The sequence below is a fragment of the Flavobacteriales bacterium genome, assembly GCA_020635395.1.
Classification (GTDB): domain Bacteria; phylum Bacteroidota; class Bacteroidia; order NS11-12g; family UBA9320; genus UBA987.
Genome location: JACJZV010000005.1, coordinates 61,589 through 80,068 on the forward strand (window position 1 = coordinate 61,589; position 18,480 = coordinate 80,068).

Sequence of the window (18,480 nt, forward strand, 5' to 3'; positions counted from 1 at the left end):
CTGAATTATGGAAAACCTTAATACTCATTCTTCAAGATTAGAATTTTATGCCCTCTTATACTTGGGCATTCCATTCTTATTTTACTCCATTTGTTGGTTTAAGCCAATTGTGGTGTCGGCTATATTCTTATTACTATTAATGTTTTTCATTAAAAATCCCATGTTTGTCAAGGAAATTAAAATTAAAAAAAATGACATAATAGAATTTTCTATAATAACCTTAATATTAATTTTTTTCGGGTTTGGCGAGATAGTTTTACCCCAAGCGGGTGATTGGCAAAAGCACAACGCAATTTTTAGCACTATCTTCAATGCAGGTTTTAACCCTGTTGAACTTGAATATAAAGGGCAGCAATACCTTTTGTCGTATGGCACTGGTTTTTATTATGGCCCATCAATCATTGCACGATTGTTTAATAGTTACGAATTCTTACCCATTCTTATTTTAATAAACTCAGCAATTGGGCTTAAGCTAATTTTCAACCAAATCAATGCAATTTTTCCTATAAAAATCCGCTATATTATTCTTGCTCTTTTGATGACACGTTTGCTTTGGATGCCAGCTTTGTTAAAACTGAACTACTATGAATGGCTCGAACATTTTAAGAAAGTGGACTATAACGACATTGTTATTGTACTTATTTCCTTTGTGGTGCAGCATATTATACCAATTTGTATAGTTGGGTTAGCGATAGTAAAATCAATTCTTAATGAAGAGATAAACTGGCCATACCTAATTATTTTGACAGCGTTCGGAATATATTGGTCTCCATTTGTTTTAATCCCTGTTGCTCCATTATTTCTTACCTTATTTATTTTTCACTATCAAAAAATTGACAAAGAAATAATTCTTCAGTCAATAGCACCGAGTATAATACTACTTTTCATTGTCTCTTTAAGTAACAACCACCTGCCGTTTTCTAAGTCACATTATCTCACTGAGGCTTCCTTAAATTTATATGGTTATGTGCGTTTAATTTTCTTTAATTATTTTTGGATATATTGTTTGTTCTGGCCATTTTTTATTTATCAATTCCGCAAAGGAAAAATACCCAAACGGATATTTGTAATGCTTACCATAGTTCCTTTTTTCGCTGTCGGCTTTGTCCCTTTCGACTTTGGTTATTTTAGCGATTTATCTACAAAATCCATGATTTTCCCGGTTGTAATGTGTAATCTATTTTTCATCTCGTATTTCATTAAGTTTCCACCTGACAAAAAAGTTTACAAGATCTATTACATCCTTATCATCGTTCTAACTTTAATTTCTCCGGTTAGAAATTTGACCTATAGAATTAATGAAATAGCAAAAGATGAAAAAGAAGTTGACACAAGATTTTTATTAAAAGAAAATAAAAACATCACGCTTAATGAAGTTTTTCAAGAAGCATCAATTTCACTTAATCATGAGTTCGTTAAGCAATATCTTGGTTATAAATCAAAATATATGAAACTGATTACCAAAGATTAATTACAAAAAGTGATTTCACTTCACCACCACCTTAAAAACTCTTTCATAATCCCCCGAACTTACTTTAGCAAAATAAACGCCTGGCTCAATGAGAATCGTTGGAAAACCCAGCTCATGACTACCTGGAGCATAAGTAAAATTATCTTCCCAAATTAATTGTCCGAGGGAGTTCACTACTTCATAACTAATTTTTCGCTGGGTTTCGTTGTTTATGAAAAAAGAGAAACTGCCCATTTCTACAGGGTTTGGCCCAACTTTAATCTCAAAATCTGATTCAAAATCATGGTAATATTGGGTAACCACATCCACATTCTCGGTAACCCACAGGCCACCGGAAACACTGCCTGCCCAAAGTTTTTTACCCGTGCTGTCGTTGGGGTCGAACATTAAGGTGCGGGTTCGACCGCCCACGTTTGTTGGGCCACGCTCTTGCCAAACTACATTGTAGTCATCCTGAATTTTGCCTACAAAAATGCCTCGACCATGCGTGGCGGCCACCAACGTATTGTCCTCGGCTCTGAGCCGAAGCATATTTACTTTCACATTGGGTAAATCATTGTTTATGGATTCCCAACGAGTGTTGGCTCCATCCAACTTTTTGGTCATCATTACACCTACTTCAGTGGCTATGTAGCACACTTCAGGATTTTGGGGATGCAGCACAGCCCATCGTATTGGGATGTTCGGCAAATCTCCTTCATGACTTACCCAAACAGGTATTGAATCGAGCACATTTTTGCACTCCCAAACACTTTCGAGGTCATAATTCGTATAGGTTATAACTACGTGATTTTCGTTAATTGGATTCACAAAAATACTATGGCAGTATCCCGATGAGGGCAGATATTGTTTTGGGTCGCAGTCTTTGGGTAAATCGGATGCAGCAGAGGTAAGTGCATTATCAATTCTATAAACTCCCCTGCCACCTGTGCGACCAATAAATACCAAATTGGGCTTACTTTTAGAAATACCTATTGCCGAAAATGCTCCAAATGGCCTACATATTTGTTTCCAATCATTCTTTGTAGCTGTTCTTGCGTTTTGCAATTGCCAAAGTCCTCTAGCTGAAAGTTGATAAAGTATTTCAGGATTGTTTGGATCCATTTCTATTGGGTTGATAAACAAGGTTTGGTTATTTACCAATTGCCCATTTGTCAGTGTATCTATCACTCCATGATTGGTGCGATAGATTCTGCGATACTGTGTTGTGGTATAAAAAATATCCGCGTCTTGATCGTCGATGTTACAGTAGCTTCCATCTGCCCAACTCAATTCTCGAAAATCGCTTACCCCACTTTGTTTTGAACCCACCGAACCGTTATCTTGTGTGCCACCGATTACAAAATCTTTGTTCGTTTGGGTGGCCATATCGCACGAATAAAACTGAGTAACATTATAGTTTTGATTTAACGAGTAAAAATATGGTTTATCGGCTTGTATGTCATCGCATTTGTAGATTCCTCCATCGTTTCCAAACAACACTGTATTGCCATCTTTAAACACTATTTCGTGCTGATCTACATGTACATACTGCAAATTGGTGTTCTTTTTTCTTAGATCACCCTCAAACATTTGCTGCCAATTTTCCCCACCATCGGTGGTTCTGTAAACATTTAAACCACCCACCAAAACCAAATTTTCATTTGTTGGCGATACCTTGATTATCAAATCATACCAACCCTGAATTTTAGATAAATCTCTATTGCCATCCGGTAAGGAAACAGCTTTCCAATTTTTCCCTTTATTCTCTGATTTATAAACACCCCAAATTCGAGTGGTGTCTAATGCCACGCTACTTGTGGGAACGGCATACATTACATCGGCATTGCTTGGTGCAGTGGCTAGTTCGATTCTATAGGTGCTACTGGGCATTCCACTCATTCTTTTCTCCCAACTTCCTTCATCGCCACTTTCCGAAAAATAAATTCCGTCGGTACTAAAATTTCCGATACAAACCACTAATTCATTATCGGCAGTAATTTCAATATCAGTCACCTCGTTTCTGCTTGCCCCTACTCCACTTCCAAGCACCTTAGCCCAACTATTTCCCCCGTCTTTACTTCTCATTAAACCCCTTTCTCGGGTAGCCACATACACATCACTGGTTATTGGATGAATTTTCATATCATGGCAATACCAAAAAGTATCATTAAATGTAGAGGGCAATTGCATCCATGTATCGCCACCGTTGGTAGATTTCCAAACACCTGCACCACGTGCCGCATCGGCATTGTTCCATCCCTCTCCAGTGCAGAAATACATTGTTTGCGTGTTGTTGGGGTCATACACAATTCGTTGTATTGAAAGATTGGCAAAATGGTCGTCTATTTTTCTCCAGCCTTGAGGATATATTTTTGCTTTTGCATGAGCATTTGGCTCGCCCATAATTTTCTTCTGTTGCAAAATATAGTTCCAAACATTTTGGCTTTCAACCAACCCGGTTATTGGGCTGCGAAGCATCTCCATTTCTTGATTCAAATAATTGGGCGAATTAAACGCCAGGGTTATGGTTGTTCTTTTTCCTTTACAACCTGAAATCATGATGGCCGACAACAATAAACCAAAAAACAGATTTAATCTCATAATGCAATAGTAAAGGAAGTTGATGACAAATTGTTTATGGGAATATTGAGTTTTGTTACCGTTACCTTTAGCCCCTCTATTTTATCCAAAAATCGCATTTGGATTGACTTAAAAATTTCATGGCAACTCTGCTCTATAAGTCTTATTTCTTGTTGCATAATGGTTTTTATTATGTCCACTACCTCAGCATAATCAATGGTATCGGTCAATAAATTTATTTCGACAAAACGTAAATTCATTTCCACATCAATTCTATACTCTGCCCCCACTTTCCGCTCCTCCTCATACCACCCATGATGTGCCCACACCCGGAGGTCATTGATTTTTAAACAACCATTAAAGCTATTCATCTTCTAATTCTATCTTTGCAAAGATAGAAAATGCACCTTATGCACATAGATTTTGATGCCCTAAAGCAAAACAACTCAAAAATGGATGATTTTGAACATCCTGATTTTATGGGAATAGACGAACTTTTGACGGAGGAACAAAAATTAATTAGAGATTCCGTTAGAGCTTGGGTGAAAAAAGAAATTTCGCCAATTATAGATGAATGCTGTCAGCAGGCGGTTTTTCCTCGCCATATTGTTCCACAGTTGGGCGAAATAGGTTGTTTTGGGCCGCAAATTCCTGCGGAGTACGGTGGTGGAGGCTTAGATTATATTTCGTATGGATTAGCCATGCAAGAATTAGAACGCGGCGACTCCGGCATTCGCTCTACGGCCAGCGTGCAAGGCTCGTTGGTAATGCACCCTATTTATAAATTTGGTAGCGAAGAGCAAAAACGAAAATATTTACCCAAACTTGCATCAGGCCAATATTTAGGCAGTTTCGGATTAACAGAACCAAACCACGGAAGTGATCCGGGAAGCATGGAAACACGCATAAAATTGGATGGAGACTTTGTTATTTTGAATGGCAGCAAAATGTGGATTAGCAATGCTCCGTTTTGCGATATAGCCGTGGTTTGGGCAAAAAATGAAGACGGCATTGTGCAAGGGGTAATTGTAGAACGCGGTATGGAGGGCTTTTCAACTCCCACCACACACAAAAAATGGAGCCTTAGGGCATCGGCCACCGGAGAGTTGGTTTTTGATAATGTAAAAATTCCGAAAGAAAATATTCTGCCCGGTGTAAAAGGTCTAAAAGGCCCTCTAACATGTTTAAATTCAGCTCGATACGGAATAAGTTGGGGAGCCATAGGTGCAGCCATGGATTGCTATTATTCGGCAGTAAAATATGCCAAAGAGCGTCATCAATTTGGCAAACCGATTGCCTCATTTCAATTGCAACAGAAAAAGTTGAGTGAAATGCTTACAGAAATTACCAAAGCTCAACTATTGGCTTGGAGATTGGGAGTGCTTATGAACAAAGACATGGCCACTCCGGCTCAAATAAGCATGACAAAACGAAACAATGTAGAAATGGCATTGAACATTGCCCGAGAATCACGCCAAATACTTGGAGCCATGGGCATTATGGGCGATTACCCGATGATGAGGCACGCTGCCAACCTTGAATCGGTAATTACGTATGAGGGAACACATGATATTCATTTGCTAATTTTGGGAATGGAAATAACCGGAATTAATGCCTTTGTATAAACTCTTGGCTAAAATTATTACCGAGAAAAGATAGTACTCGATACTCACAGCATTCTGACCACCAAAAAAATTTTACCTTTGCAGGGTTGTTTACGAATAGCAATTTAATGGCATTAAGCGGCATGAAATATCTAAAGTTTATAAAATCTGTGGTGATGATTGCCGCAGGTTTGTTGCTATTTGAAAATAGTGCCACAGCCAGCAGCTACGAGAGTACTCCGACCATAATTCAGGTAAACAAAAATCAACAAAAAGACACCGTTGGTTTTAATTTGGTAAAAGACATCTATGCCTTATTTTATAAATGCATTTTAGAAGGAACAATTCCCCTATATGAATCGCATTTAAAAAAGACAAAAATATCTGCCCAGGCACTGCAAAATATTGAAAAACAGCATGAAGTGTCATTTCAAGATTGTGAAGATTTATTCATTTACGAATTGTGGGAACTGTATAAAAAAGACTTTGAATTTCAGGTGTTGGGTTTTGCCTTTTATCAACGTACGGAGGGCAGCACTTTAAATTTTGGGTACGTTGACGCAGCCGACGCAAAATCAATTTTGGGCAGCTCACCCATATCTACAACCATTAATGGCCCTCATTATTTGGGCATGTGGGATGCCATAATGAGTAAAGCGTACAACTTCAATTTGGTAAAATTTGGAAACATTGATTTCATTAAAAACCCCCAAATGGCCTTTAACTTAAAAGATCAAATATTTGGAAACAAAAAAATTCAAACCAATCAAACCGTTATACCTCAAACCAAAGAAATTGAGTATTACGTTATTCCCGGATTGGAGGAAAACACGCCATCCTATTGGCTTTGCCGAGCCATAGAAGATTATTATGCCGAAAACCGGAACGAATATTTTAATAACACCCAAACTCCGGTTGTTTCCCATTTAGATATTAGAACTCCTCTCAACGTAACCAGAATCGAGATAACCGAAAATTGGAACAGATCTTCTGATGGCAACATAATCTACCAGCCAAAATCAATACGTGTTTTTATTAATGACAAACCAATGAATGAAATGAGCATGAAAGATTTTGAGGAAATGAAACTGCTGGTTCAGTTCAAACCTTTCGATGAGTTTTTAAAAGAAAAAACGTTTAAGTTTAATATTAAAAGGGTGAACCACGACCCCATTTACAGCTTTGAAGCCGATGAAATAAAAACAGCCCTTTATACGAAAGACTGGAACAAAATCAGATATACTCCACCCAATTTACTTCAAGACAACAATAGATAGTACTTTTTAAATGAGTTATAAAATAAAGTTTGGAACCGATGGTTGGCGAGAAATTATTGCTCGCGATTATACAGTAGAAAATGTTAGACGCGTGGCATTGGCCACCGCCAAATGGTTGAATAATTCGGGCTTACCCAAAAAAGCGGTTATTGGTTTTGATTGCCGTTTTGGAGGCGAAATGTTTATGAATGCCACCGCCGAAGTATTTGCCAGTGAAGGTATAAAATGTTTGGTTGCCGAAAGTTTTGTTACTACACCAATGGTTTCGCTGGCCACTGCCAAAAACAATTGTGGCGTGGGCATTGTAATTACCGCCAGCCACAACCCACCAGAATATAACGGTTTTAAAATAAAAGCCCACTATGGAGGTCCTGCATCCCCTGCCGAGGTTCAAAAAATTGAAGATTTAATCTCTTCAGAGTCTGTTATTGTTTCAAAAAGCTATGCAGATTTTTTGAAAGAAGGAATTATTGAAATAGTAGATTTAGAAACACTCTACTTCAATCAGGTGGAAAGCAATTTTGACATGGATGGACTCAGAAATGGCAGCTTAAGCTTTGCTTATGATGCCATGTATGGTGCCGGACAAAACATTGTTAGACGACTATTGCCCGATGCCACTTTTTTGCATTGCGAACACAATCCGGGTTTTGACGGGCAAGCCCCTGAACCGATTGACAAAAATCTTCAAGAATTTAGCGAAATGATTGAGATTTCGGAGAATATCGACAGCGGATTGGCCACCGATGGAGATGCCGACAGAATTGGTTTATACAACTCCTCCGGTCTTTTTGTCGATTCACACCATATTATTTTACTGCTCATTCATTATTTGCACAAACACAAAGGTTTAACCGGAAAAGTGGTTACCAGTTTTAGCTGCACCGGAAAAATAAAAAAGCTGTGCAATTTGTATGGTTTAGAGCAGCAAACCACAAAAATTGGTTTTAAATACATCTGCGACATTATGGTGGCCGATGATGTGTTGATAGGTGGCGAAGAAAGCGGCGGCATAGCCATAAAAGGGCACATTCCTGAGCGAGATGGTGTTTGGATTGGGTTGGTAATATGGGAGTTTATGATGAAAACCGGAAAAACACTCGATGATTTAATAGAAGAAATATACGAACTGGTGGGTTGTTTTTCGGTTGAACGGTATGATTTGCACATCAGCGAGCAGCTTAAACAGAGCATTGTGCAGAAATGCAAAAACAATGAATTCACAAAATTTGGTTCATACACTGTCGAAAGAATTGAAGACCTTGATGGTTTTAAATTTCATCTTGGAAACGACCAATGGGTAATGATAAGACCTTCTGGAACCGAACCTGTATTGCGAGTGTATGCCGAGGCCGCAAGCAGCGATGATGCCTTTGCTATTCTCGATGCTACGAAAAATGAAATCGGGGCATAAATTCGTTCTCACTTCACTGCTGAGTTTAGCCGGCTTTTGTGCGTCCGCTCAGCATACAATAGACTCTGCCACCGCGGCAAAACGTAAAAAAACTTTCGTACTTGCCGGCAATGCAATGGCATATTCCGGAAGCATGTACGGGTTATACAACCTATGGTACAAAGATTATCCACTCACAAAATTTCATTTTCATAACGATAATCATGACTGGTATCAAATGGATAAAGTGGGTCATGCCTATAGCTGCTATTATGAAGGAGTTGTTGGAATTGATATGCTGAAATGGGCCGGATTTTCGCATCGAACAGCCTCCATTTTGGGTGGCAGTTATGGCTTTTTTATTCAAACGGGTGTAGAAATTTTTGATGGCTTTTCGGAAGGTTGGGGTGCATCATCCGGCGATATGCTGGCAAACACGTTGGGTGCAGGTTTATCAATATCGCAAAGTTTGGCCTGGCAAGAACAACGTATTTGGATGAAACTTTCCTATCGGCCAACCAACTTTGCAGCAATTAGACCTGAGCTTTTAGGTAGAAATTTTGTGGAAAGGCTCTTTAAAGATTACAATGGCCAAACCTATTGGTTGTCGGGAAACATTGCTTCATTTTTGCCCGAAGAAAACCATTTTCCAAAATGGTTAAACGTAGCCATTGGTTATGGAATTGACGGATTTGTAAGCTCTGACGATAACATTTTTGAGCGAAATGGAGTGACTTACAATTATTCCTTTATTCCACAATTTCGTCAACTCTATATATCACCAGATATTGACCTTACCCGCATAAAAACCGACAAAACCTATCTTAAAATAGCGTTAAGAATGCTTAACTGCATAAAGTTTCCGTTGCCTGGTGTATCATATAATTTACACGCAAACGGCATAAATTTTCATTTCGTTCAATTCTGATTAATTTCGAGGCAAATTTGTTAAAAGAGGTAGTGAACATGCATAAAATTAAATCTTTTCTTTTATTTCTTATTGTTCTTTTGGGTGGCAATGCATTTGGGCAATTAGCAGAGCTAAATCAACAAAATGAATTGATAAAAACTCAAATAGAACAAAACCTGATGCTATCTAAAACTGTCGAAAACAGCACGCCATATCTTTTGGCCATTGCTCGTGGTTATTATCAATTAGATAATTACACAAAAGCCGAAGAATACTTTTTAAAGGTAATAGACAATTCAATGTGCGGAATAAACGATTTAAAAGCATTGGCCATTTGTCTGAAAATGAATGGAAAACAAGTACTTGCTGATGAAATTTTAGGAATATATTTATCAAAAAGAGAGGATAAAACATTGCAAAATTTATGGGATTTGGAGCATACCTATAATGGGAAAAACGTTGATATATTCGAGTCTAAAACAACAAATTATTCGCTCGTTTATGGCAGTGTTTCGGAAAAACAAAATGTAAACTTAAACATTAATCATGGCACCGCCAGCGGCATTATGATGTGTAATAATTTTGCAAATTTGAAATTTGTAGAGCTTCCTGTTTCCGATTTGCTAAGGGTTGGAAACTTTACCGATGGCCCTATACCCAATAGCATCATTTACAGTTATTTATCCGACAACGGATACTATCAACTCTATTTGGCTATCTACAAAAAAGGAAAATTAAAAAAAGTAAAACAGCTATTTGCCGAACAAGAAAAAGCGAATTATGCCTTTCCATTTTTGTATCAAAATCAACTAATTTTCGCCAGCGACAAATCAGGCGGGTTTGGTGGTTATGACCTTTATAAAAGTATGTGGACCGGAAAAACCTTTGAATACATTCAAAGTTTAGGCGAAAAACTTAATACCGACAAAAATGAGATTATGCCAAGCACAACAAACGGCGAATTTTCTTTTGCAAGCAACGGTTTTTTAGGTCAAGGTGGATACGATGTTTTTTTGGCCTCTTCTAATTTTGATTTGGTAACATCCATTCCATTTCCATTTAACTCAACCCACAACGAGTTTGCCATTTTAAATTATGAAACCAACAGTGGAAACGTAATTCGACAAATAAATGGAGAGTCGAATTTGTATAAAATTACTCAAAATAGGGTTTTTGAAAGGAGATTGGTTGGCAGGGTGTTGGATGCTCAAATAGAAGGAATTCCAGAGGCACGAATCTTAATATCTCAATCTATGAAAGGGCAGGGAGTCTATACCTCGAGTGATAACGATGGTGATTTTTGGATGATAATTCCGGATACTATTGATACATGGAATATTGAGATTATAAAACCAAACTTTATTACCAAGGAGTTTACTCTTGATTTGAATACATTGGGAAACAACTCCTTGATTATCAATTTAGACCGAGTAATGCCATTAGAACCTGAGCCTGTTTATATTGTCAGCTCAAAATCTGAGAACGTGGTGCCGACCACCCCAAAAGCCGACACTTTTTTTGATGAGGTGACAAATGAAATTATTATTACAAACCAACCAAGAAAAAAGGACGACATTTTTAATGAAGTGACAAGTTCTGGAAGATATTATATCATTTATGCCTCCAGCAAAACATACGAAGGTGCCTACGATTTTTGGGAAGAATGGAAAAAAACATTGCCTAATGCGGAGATACTAGAAAATCCGGCCAAAGGTGTATATAGGGTGGGCACTTATGCCGGCACCTCGCATACCGAGGCTATGAAGGAATACAAACGAGCAAAAAATATAAAAGCCGATTGTTGGATACTTCGCCCAGATACAAATTAGTCCTTTTTAAGCCAGACATCGGGCAGTTTCATTCGCCAAACACCGTTGCCGTAGGCAGCCACATAGAGGTAAGAGTCTGATTTATCTATTTGAAAATCAATTATCTGAGCAAACTCCTCTTTCCCTTTTAACCGAGTCCAAACGCTGTCGGTTTTGTGCATGTAAAACATTCCAGCATCAGTGGCCAACAACAGATATTGCTGATTGTAAAGTTCTATTTTATGAGCCAAGGTGTTTGGCAATCCATTAGAAATATTCCACCAAGATTGGCCGCCATCAGTGCTTTTGTAAACGCGATAGGGCTTCTCTGTATCATCAAAAATTTCAAAACAAACATAAACTTCATCGTTGTTCAACGGGTTTGAATAAATATCTCCTATTTCTCGCCAAGCTAAAATGGGCAAATTTATGGTAATATCCTGCCAATGGTAAAAACCGGAATCATTAAAAGTACCTTTATAAAAATGATGTTTTAAACCCGCCGGAGCAACCGACCACGTGGGTTCATCTTTTGCCAGATAAACAATTTTCCGGTTAGGGTCGTTGGCATCCAATGCCACAATTTTTGAGTTTATTTTTGGTAAGGTTTTGGTAAGGTTTGTCCAGTTCCCGTTGGGTTTTAGTTGCCACAAATCATGGTCGGTAACCCATATTGTTGAAGAATCAGTAGGACAAAACTGCACCGGATAGATAAATCTATTAGGCATAAAAGGAGTATAAATCTCGCGGATTATACGGTCATCACTTCTATTTCGGAAATAATATTTTGCCCCGTTTTGCGATTGCACATACATCGAATCATTTATCAAACACATGCTGCCATCGGCATATATTTCGGTGGTTTGTCGCCATTGGCTATTTTGAAATATAAAGGTGGATAAATCTTGACCTCCGGCCACCAACATTCCTTTATTTACCACCATGCTATAAAATTGAGTAAGCCGCATGCCTTCTGTTGGCAAATTTGTCCAATTCTCACCCAAATCGGTTGATTTTGAAATGCCTCCATCGTTTCCCACCCAAAGTGTGCCATCATCGGTAAATATCATTTCCCGAATATCATCGTGCATAAATTGCGGATTTTTGGCATACGGAAAACTAACTAACCTAAAATTGTCCGTTCCATTTTTGGCTGTATAAACTCGAAAACTACCAACGGCTAATTCGGTGGTATCAGCAGGATTCCATGCTATTTCGGTGTGATGTACATCAAGTCGGTCGAAAATACGGCCCTTTAAAATATTATACCACGTTTTGCCAAAATCGTCCGAACGGTCAATATAGCTCACACCCTTGTGGGCGTAGCATACCACTAATTGATTGTTATTGAGCGGATTAAGAGCTACCGCAAACCGCCCCGGAAGTGAATCATTTAAAGAAAGCTGGCTATTATAAGTCAAGAAACTTCTTTTTTGATGCCAGCTATTCCCCGAGTCGTAAGAGAAATAGAGTGTTGCTCCGGCAGCCAGCAAATATCCCTGTTGATTATTGTTCCATAAAACCTGTCGTAAGTTTTGACGACTTTTATCGTCATTATCCAAAATTTTTCTCCACGAAACACAGTAGTCGTTTGATACATAAACGTCTGTTTTTGAGCAGGCTAAAAATGAATTCAGCTCATTTTCATTTTGTTCGAGCGAGGTAATATGAACCTGTTGATAAGGTTCGAAAGTTAGTCCGGTTTTTTGCCAGGTTTTTCCCCCATTTTTTGATTCAAGCACACCCAAACCCCAACTTTTAGCCCAATTGTTATTGCCTGTGGCCACCCATAGATGTTTTTTATTTTTGGTATCTACTTCAATATCCCAAACACCGCACACGGGGTTTACATTAAACACAAACTCCCATTTTTTGCCATGATTTTTTGAAAGAAACAGCCCACCGGTATTGCTTCCTGCATATATCCATTTATTTTTTCTACCTCCAAAGCCCATCGCTTCAATCCTACCCAAGCCGTACGGGGTAATTCTACCGCTGTCTGAATTGTCTTTGGCCACATCTTTTGGGCCAACAAATTCCCAATCTACCTCCAACACGTTGTTTTGAGCTTTGACAACCCACGAACACAAAATCCAGACAAATACTATCAAACACTTTCGCATAGCCAAATTTAGTTTTTTCAACAACAATGCCTTTCAAAAAAAAAATAATACACCAACAATAGGGCTTATTACATAACTTTCTACGTTGTTTGCAATGCAACTTTTATATCATTTTGAGATTAAAAGACAACTATATTTTTTACGGAATCTTCCTTTTGGCCGCCATTCTCCGTTTTTACGACTATGGCTCTATCCCATTTACCCACGATGAATTTAGTGCCATTTTCCGAACCAAATTCACTAATTTTCAAGACCTTATAAATCTTGGGGTAAAGGTTGACGGGCATCCGGCATTAATTCAGGTCTTTTTATATTACTACGGCCACTTTTTCGGTTTTGAGGAGTGGGTTATAAAACTTCCGTTTACATTGGCCGGATTAGCATCTCTTTGGTTGTTTTATAAAACTGCCGCAAGTTGGTTTAATAGCACGGTGGCCTTAACATCTACAGCTTTTTTGGCCACCATGCAATATATGGTAATGTACAGCCAAATTGCCCGACCATACATATCTGGTTTGTTCTTTGTTTTGTTGCTCTTTTATTTTTGGACTGAGCTTATTAAGAATCAGGATAAAAAGTTAATAATCAATTTAATAGGTCTAATTTTATCAATAGATTTATGTGCATACAACCACCATTTTAGCTTGATTTTAGCCGCACTTATTTCTATCTCTGGATTTTTGTTTTTAAACCCCTCCGTTAAAAAAAAATACCTCTATGCACTACTGCTATCTGTTGTTTTATACCTCCCTCATCTGCCCATTTTAGTTTATCAACTCCACACCGGAGGAGTGGGCGGCTGGCTTAGTAAGCCACATAATAATTTTATAATCAAATACATAGAATACATTTTTCACTTCTCGTGGCCGGTTTATTTAGTGGCATTTGCATTAATTACCTTTTCTGTTTTTAATCAGGTCAACTTTAATAAAAAAGCGTGGTTGGCATTTCTTAGCTGGTTTGCCATTCCATTTGTTGTTGGCTTTTTATACTCCAGATTCGTCAATCCGGTATTGCAGTTTTCGGTTCTTATTTTCGGTTTTCCGTTTTTGTTGATGTTCATTTTTGGAAAATTGAAACAGCAAAAACCCACCACAAATTTGATTTTAGTAGCCTTTATTTGCTGCGTCAATATTTTTACCCTCATACTAAACCGCCAACACTACACTTTATTTTATCAGTCTAAATATGAGGCATTTATACACGATTACAAAGATTTAGTTTCGAGAGATTTAGACAAAAACATACCTCTTTTGGTTGACTCTCATCGACCCATTACCAACTATTTTTGCGAGAAATTTCAGTTTGATTCAACCAAAATTATTTGGTTTGACAAATTCGAGAGTACCCACCATTTTGAACAATTTTTAGGCGAATTGGCAAAAAAATCGAACTCTTTATTCTTCTCTGCCAATTTTTCAAACGCTCCAAACACCATTCCCATTATTCAACAGTATTTTCCGAGTTATACTCAATTTAACCACTACGGAGTTACGTGCTATTTTTTTCAGCGAGGTACAATAGTTAATGAAACTACCCTCGGCTGGCTCGATTTTGATAGCGAAGTTGAAGCTCCGTTTGAGCAGGTAAATGAAAGAAACATTGTTTCGATAGATTCTTCTGACCACCAATACCAATTGGACTCAACCACTGAATGGTCTCCCACTTTTTCAATTGACCTAAAGCCCTTCTTGAAACATCAAAACCATTTTATTGATGTTTCGGCAAAACTCAAAACCGCCCAACCTGACAGCAACGTGCTACTTGTGGCTACGCTTGAAATAAATGGTGAGAACATCTATTGGAATGCCATAAAAATGAGCGACTACAACAATGACTCGACTGGTTTTACAACCGCCATTCATTCCATAAAACTGTCCGACATTTATCTTAAAAATAATTCGGTAAAGCTAAAGGCATTTGTATGGAACAAAGCCCACCAAGAGGTGTTGATGGATGATTTTAGCATTGTGCTGAGAGAAGGAAACCCCGTGCTTTATGGATTATTTAATGAAATAAAATAGGTTCATACATGTTATACATCCCTCCTTAATTCGGCAAAATCAATCTACCTTTGCCGCATGATTTCAATTTTTAGTCCGAAAAACTGGAAAGAATATAGCCTGATAGATTGTGGCGATTTTGAGAAATTAGAAAGGTTTGGTCAGTTTGTTTTGAGAAGACCCGAGCCACAGGCTATCTGGAAAAAAGCCCTACCCGAAAAAGATTGGAATAAACTAACCGATATAACGTTTAAAAGCACCAGCAGTCATAAAGGCGAATGGTTAACTCCAAAAAATTTTAAAGAACCCTGGTTTGTCGAATATCTCTTATTCGATAAGAAAATAAAGTTTAAGCTGCGGCTAACCGCCTTTAAACACGTGGGCATTTTCCCAGAACAGGCAGACAATTGGGAGTTTATTTATCAACGAATCAAACACATAAAAAAAGAAGTAAACCAGCCCAAGGTATTGAATTTGTTTGCCTACACGGGTGGAGCCAGTTTGGCCGCAAAAGCGGCAGGTGCAGATGTGGTGCATGTGGATAGTGTGAAACAAGTGGTTTCGTGGGCAAACGAAAATCAGCAAATTTCAAACCTCGAAAACATCAGGTGGGTGGTGGAAGATGCCATGAAATTTGCCGAACGAGAGGCAAATCGCGGCAATCTTTATCATGGTATAATACTCGACCCTCCGGCCTACGGTATCGGTGCCAAAGGGGAGCGTTGGAAACTCGAAGAAATGATTGACCCATTGCTCCAAACCCTCTCAAAAATACTTCATCCGCAACATCGATTTTTGGTGTTAAATGCCTATTCATTGAGTTTTAGTAGCCTTATTATCAACAACTTAATAAAATCAAATTTCCACAACGTCCACAAAATAGATATTGGCGAATTGGTGTTAAACGCCGAATCTGGCAATGTCCTCCCATTGGGTGTTATTGGAAGAATAATTTAACTATAAAAAAATCAAAATTTACCGTAACTTAGTGCCATGACTGAATGGCAAGAAAATTTGTGGCAAAAAATAAATCGCTTTGAAATAGACGACCCTGACTCTGCATTTTCCTTTACAGATAGACTGGCTCGCGAAAATGGTTGGAGCCTTACGTATGCCATCAGGGCAGTGACTGAGTATAAAAAATTCATGTTTTTGATATGCATTGCCCCTCACCCACTAACCCCTTCTGATGAGGTAGATCAGGTTTGGCATTTGCATCTCATTTACACCCAATCATATTGGGTTGATTTTTGCGAAAAGACCATAGAGCGAACAATACACCATGGCCCCACCAAAGGTGGAAATTCAGAAAAAGCAAAATATGCCGATTTATACGCAAAAACCCTTGAATTCTATAAAGAAATATTCGATACAGAACCGCCAAAAGATATTTGGCCACAAACGGATGTTCGATTTCGGAGTATCAATTTTACTCGCATAAACCGGCATAAATATTGGCTTTTACCCAAATGGAGATGGAAATGAAATACCTTAATAAATACACCACGGCAGAGCTTTTGTTGATGAATGATGTTAATCAAAAACTCACCATTAAAAACTTTATAAGACATTCCGTTTACGACCTATTGCTCAAAAATGTTTTAGAGCTTCGAACCGTTTCAAAACAACCATCGGCACAGGAACAAACCAGAGAATATTTGTATATATCACCTGGCATCAACTACGGAAAATACCCTTTAAAAATACACGAACAACAAATTTTGCTTCCGTTTTCGGGCAATAAAGATATAGAAATCCAATTCCGCCTTTTTGCCAAAGCATGTTATCAAAACTGCAAAAGCATTAGAAAAATACGAAAATGGATATGTGATGACCAAAAGCTGTATCAAAACTTTTTGTTAGGAAAATTTTACCCATTTTGGGGTTTTGCTCTGCTTAGCCAGGAGGGCAAAAAGAATATTGCCGAACTTGCCAATGAAATTAAACAGTTTGAAAGCAAGTATAAAAAACTGGATAAATCTGATAAAGCCGAGGCTTTGAATCTGCTAAAGGGAATACATGGAAATATTTTTCTTCTAAAAAATGTGAATATTGAAGATGTCACTGAACTTGAAGCTCAATTAGATTTTAAAACAAAACCAAAAAAAGAAAGCACCGCCTATGACGGCGGTGGATGCGGCGGTTTTTGGACGGACACAAGTTATTATTTTAACCAAATAGATAGCGACATTGACTATTCTGTAGGATGTGGCGGATGCAATGGCTGTGGTGGATGTTCCGGTGGTGGATGCTCCGGCGGTGGTGGCTGTTCTGGCTGCGGTGGATGTGGTGGCTGCGGAGGTTGTGGAGGTTGCGGTTAAAAAAAGGTGCATAAACCGTTTAAAAAAGCCCACCGAATAGATTGACTTGCCAAAAGGTTTTATTCATATTTGCCGAAAAGTGGAATAAAATGAGTTTAGAATTAAGCGGAAAAGTAGTAAAACTATTGCCCATGCAAAGTGGACAAAGTCAACGTGGCCCATGGAAAAAACAGGAAATGATTTTAGAAACCAACGAACAATACCCAAAAAAAATAGCCATTTCTTGTTGGAGCGAAAAAGTGGACGAAATTCAAAATCTTGCCGCTGGAACTAATATCAAGGTTTCTATAAACATTGAGTCAAGAGAGTATAACGACAAGTGGTACACCGATGTGCGTGCATGGAAAATTGAGCCATTGCAGGCATCACAACCAGTTGACAATACAAATACGGCCTCATTTAATAGCATTAATGATGAGCCAACCAATATGGTATTTACCGCCGACGAAACAGACGACGATTTACCATTTTAATATCTGAGGGTTGGGCAACTAATGAAAAAAGTACTTATTTTGTCCGACACACATTCTTTTTTTGACGACAACATAAAAAGACACGCCATGCAACACGACATGTTGTGGCATGCGGGTGATTGGGGTGATATTAAAGTGTTTGAAGAACTCGAAAAACTTGCTCCTCTTTATGGTGTTTATGGAAACATTGACGGACAAAATATTCGGATGGAAAACCCTAAATACCAAATATTTATGGTTGAAAATTGCAAGGTGTTGATGACTCATATTGGGGGTTACCCGAAGAAATACAACCCTGAATTTCGCAAAAAAATAATCGAAGAAAAACCGAATATTGTGGTTACGGGGCATTCGCATATCTTAAAAGTAATGTTTGATAAAGAGTTAAACCATTTACACATCAATCCGGGTGCAGCAGGGCAATACGGCTTTCATCAGGTGCGAACTATGGTATCGATAGAAATAAACGGGAGCAAAATTGAAAATGCCCGAGTAATTGAGCTTCCGAAATAATTTTGACATTTGGCAGTTATAA

General features: G+C 38.2%; 15 protein-coding genes. 12 read left to right on the forward strand and 3 right to left on the reverse strand.

Annotated features, from left to right (window positions below; genetic code table 11):
• Positions 1-7 precede the first annotated feature (7 nt).
• Complete coding sequence (locus H6607_12840; protein ID MCB9263253.1) at positions 8-1,471, forward strand: hypothetical protein; 1,464 nt, start codon at positions 8-10, stop codon at positions 1,469-1,471.
• Between the two features lie 15 nt (positions 1,472-1,486).
• Here the strand turns inward: H6607_12840 and H6607_12845 are convergent, their stop codons facing one another.
• The gene (locus H6607_12845; protein MCB9263254.1) at positions 1,487-4,054 is read right to left on the reverse strand and encodes a T9SS type A sorting domain-containing protein; all 2,568 of its coding nucleotides are present in this window, start codon (positions 4,052-4,054) and stop codon (positions 1,487-1,489) included.
• Positions 4,051-4,404: a dihydroneopterin aldolase gene (locus tag H6607_12850; GenBank protein MCB9263255.1), complete on the reverse strand. Its 354-nt coding sequence runs from the start codon at positions 4,402-4,404 to the stop codon at positions 4,051-4,053. The genes H6607_12845 and H6607_12850 overlap by 4 nt, the downstream gene beginning before the upstream one ends.
• Positions 4,405-4,443: 39 nt before the next feature.
• Between H6607_12850 and H6607_12855 the strand changes: the two genes are divergently transcribed.
• From H6607_12855 to H6607_12875, 5 genes are all read left to right on the forward strand, one after another.
• Entirely contained in the window at positions 4,444-5,658 is a 1,215-nt protein-coding gene (locus H6607_12855) for an acyl-CoA dehydrogenase family protein (GenBank protein ID MCB9263256.1), read from the forward strand.
• Between the two features lie 107 nt (positions 5,659-5,765).
• On the forward strand, positions 5,766-6,914 hold the full coding sequence (locus H6607_12860; GenBank protein MCB9263257.1) for a hypothetical protein: 1,149 nt from the start codon (positions 5,766-5,768) through the stop codon (positions 6,912-6,914).
• Between the two features lie 10 nt (positions 6,915-6,924).
• Entirely contained in the window at positions 6,925-8,328 is a 1,404-nt protein-coding gene (locus H6607_12865; GenBank protein MCB9263258.1) for a phosphoglucomutase/phosphomannomutase family protein, read from the forward strand.
• A complete protein-coding gene (locus H6607_12870) occupies positions 8,312-9,235 on the forward strand; it encodes a DUF2279 domain-containing protein (GenBank protein ID MCB9263259.1) in 924 nt (307 codons plus the stop codon). Before H6607_12865 ends, H6607_12870 begins: the two co-directional genes overlap by 17 nt.
• A 38-nt stretch (positions 9,236-9,273) precedes the next feature.
• Positions 9,274-11,046: a carboxypeptidase regulatory-like domain-containing protein gene (locus H6607_12875; protein MCB9263260.1), complete on the forward strand. Its 1,773-nt coding sequence runs from the start codon at positions 9,274-9,276 to the stop codon at positions 11,044-11,046.
• Here H6607_12875 and H6607_12880 read toward each other — a convergent pair.
• The gene (locus tag H6607_12880; GenBank protein ID MCB9263261.1) at positions 11,043-13,169 is read right to left on the reverse strand and encodes a hypothetical protein; all 2,127 of its coding nucleotides are present in this window, start codon (positions 13,167-13,169) and stop codon (positions 11,043-11,045) included. The two genes, H6607_12875 and H6607_12880, sit on opposite strands and share 4 nt — an antisense overlap.
• A gap of 92 nt (positions 13,170-13,261) precedes the next feature.
• On the opposite strand from H6607_12880, the gene H6607_12885 reads away from it, so the two are divergent.
• From H6607_12885 to H6607_12910, 6 genes are all read left to right on the forward strand, one after another.
• Positions 13,262-15,172: a glycosyltransferase family 39 protein gene (locus tag H6607_12885; protein ID MCB9263262.1), complete on the forward strand. Its 1,911-nt coding sequence runs from the start codon at positions 13,262-13,264 to the stop codon at positions 15,170-15,172.
• Positions 15,173-15,229: 57 nt separating this feature from the next.
• Positions 15,230-16,108 carry a class I SAM-dependent methyltransferase gene (locus H6607_12890; protein ID MCB9263263.1) on the forward strand — a complete coding sequence of 293 codons (879 nt, stop codon included), beginning with the start codon at positions 15,230-15,232 and terminating at the stop codon, positions 16,106-16,108.
• Positions 16,109-16,144: 36 nt separating this feature from the next.
• A complete protein-coding gene (locus H6607_12895; GenBank protein ID MCB9263264.1) occupies positions 16,145-16,636 on the forward strand; it encodes a hypothetical protein in 492 nt (163 codons plus the stop codon).
• Positions 16,633-17,472, forward strand: a complete 840-nt coding sequence (locus H6607_12900) for a hypothetical protein (protein MCB9263265.1) — start codon at positions 16,633-16,635, stop codon at positions 17,470-17,472. The genes H6607_12895 and H6607_12900 overlap by 4 nt, the downstream gene beginning before the upstream one ends.
• An 89-nt stretch (positions 17,473-17,561) precedes the next feature.
• Positions 17,562-17,945 carry a DUF3127 domain-containing protein gene (locus H6607_12905; protein MCB9263266.1) on the forward strand — a complete coding sequence of 128 codons (384 nt, stop codon included), beginning with the start codon at positions 17,562-17,564 and terminating at the stop codon, positions 17,943-17,945.
• A gap of 21 nt (positions 17,946-17,966) precedes the next feature.
• On the forward strand, positions 17,967-18,458 hold the full coding sequence (locus tag H6607_12910) for a metallophosphoesterase family protein (protein ID MCB9263267.1): 492 nt from the start codon (positions 17,967-17,969) through the stop codon (positions 18,456-18,458).
• Positions 18,459-18,480: the final 22 nt, after the last annotated feature.

Coding starts and splice junctions, on each gene's coding strand:
- H6607_12845 (MCB9263254.1), bottom strand. CDS start 4,054: ATGAGATTAAATCTGTTTTTTGGTTTATTGTTGTCGGCCATCATGATT.
- H6607_12895 (MCB9263264.1), top strand. CDS start 16,145: ATGACTGAATGGCAAGAAAATTTGTGGCAAAAAATAAATCGCTTTGAA.
- H6607_12855 (MCB9263256.1), top strand. CDS start 4,444: ATGCACATAGATTTTGATGCCCTAAAGCAAAACAACTCAAAAATGGAT.
- H6607_12850 (MCB9263255.1), bottom strand. CDS start 4,404: ATGAATAGCTTTAATGGTTGTTTAAAAATCAATGACCTCCGGGTGTGG.
- H6607_12910 (MCB9263267.1), top strand. CDS start 17,967: ATGAAAAAAGTACTTATTTTGTCCGACACACATTCTTTTTTTGACGAC.
- H6607_12875 (MCB9263260.1), top strand. CDS start 9,274: ATGCATAAAATTAAATCTTTTCTTTTATTTCTTATTGTTCTTTTGGGT.
- H6607_12905 (MCB9263266.1), top strand. CDS start 17,562: ATGAGTTTAGAATTAAGCGGAAAAGTAGTAAAACTATTGCCCATGCAA.
- H6607_12840 (MCB9263253.1), top strand. CDS start 8: ATGGAAAACCTTAATACTCATTCTTCAAGATTAGAATTTTATGCCCTC.
- H6607_12890 (MCB9263263.1), top strand. CDS start 15,230: ATGATTTCAATTTTTAGTCCGAAAAACTGGAAAGAATATAGCCTGATA.
- H6607_12870 (MCB9263259.1), top strand. CDS start 8,312: ATGAAATCGGGGCATAAATTCGTTCTCACTTCACTGCTGAGTTTAGCC.
- H6607_12900 (MCB9263265.1), top strand. CDS start 16,633: ATGAAATACCTTAATAAATACACCACGGCAGAGCTTTTGTTGATGAAT.
- H6607_12860 (MCB9263257.1), top strand. CDS start 5,766: ATGGCATTAAGCGGCATGAAATATCTAAAGTTTATAAAATCTGTGGTG.
- H6607_12865 (MCB9263258.1), top strand. CDS start 6,925: ATGAGTTATAAAATAAAGTTTGGAACCGATGGTTGGCGAGAAATTATT.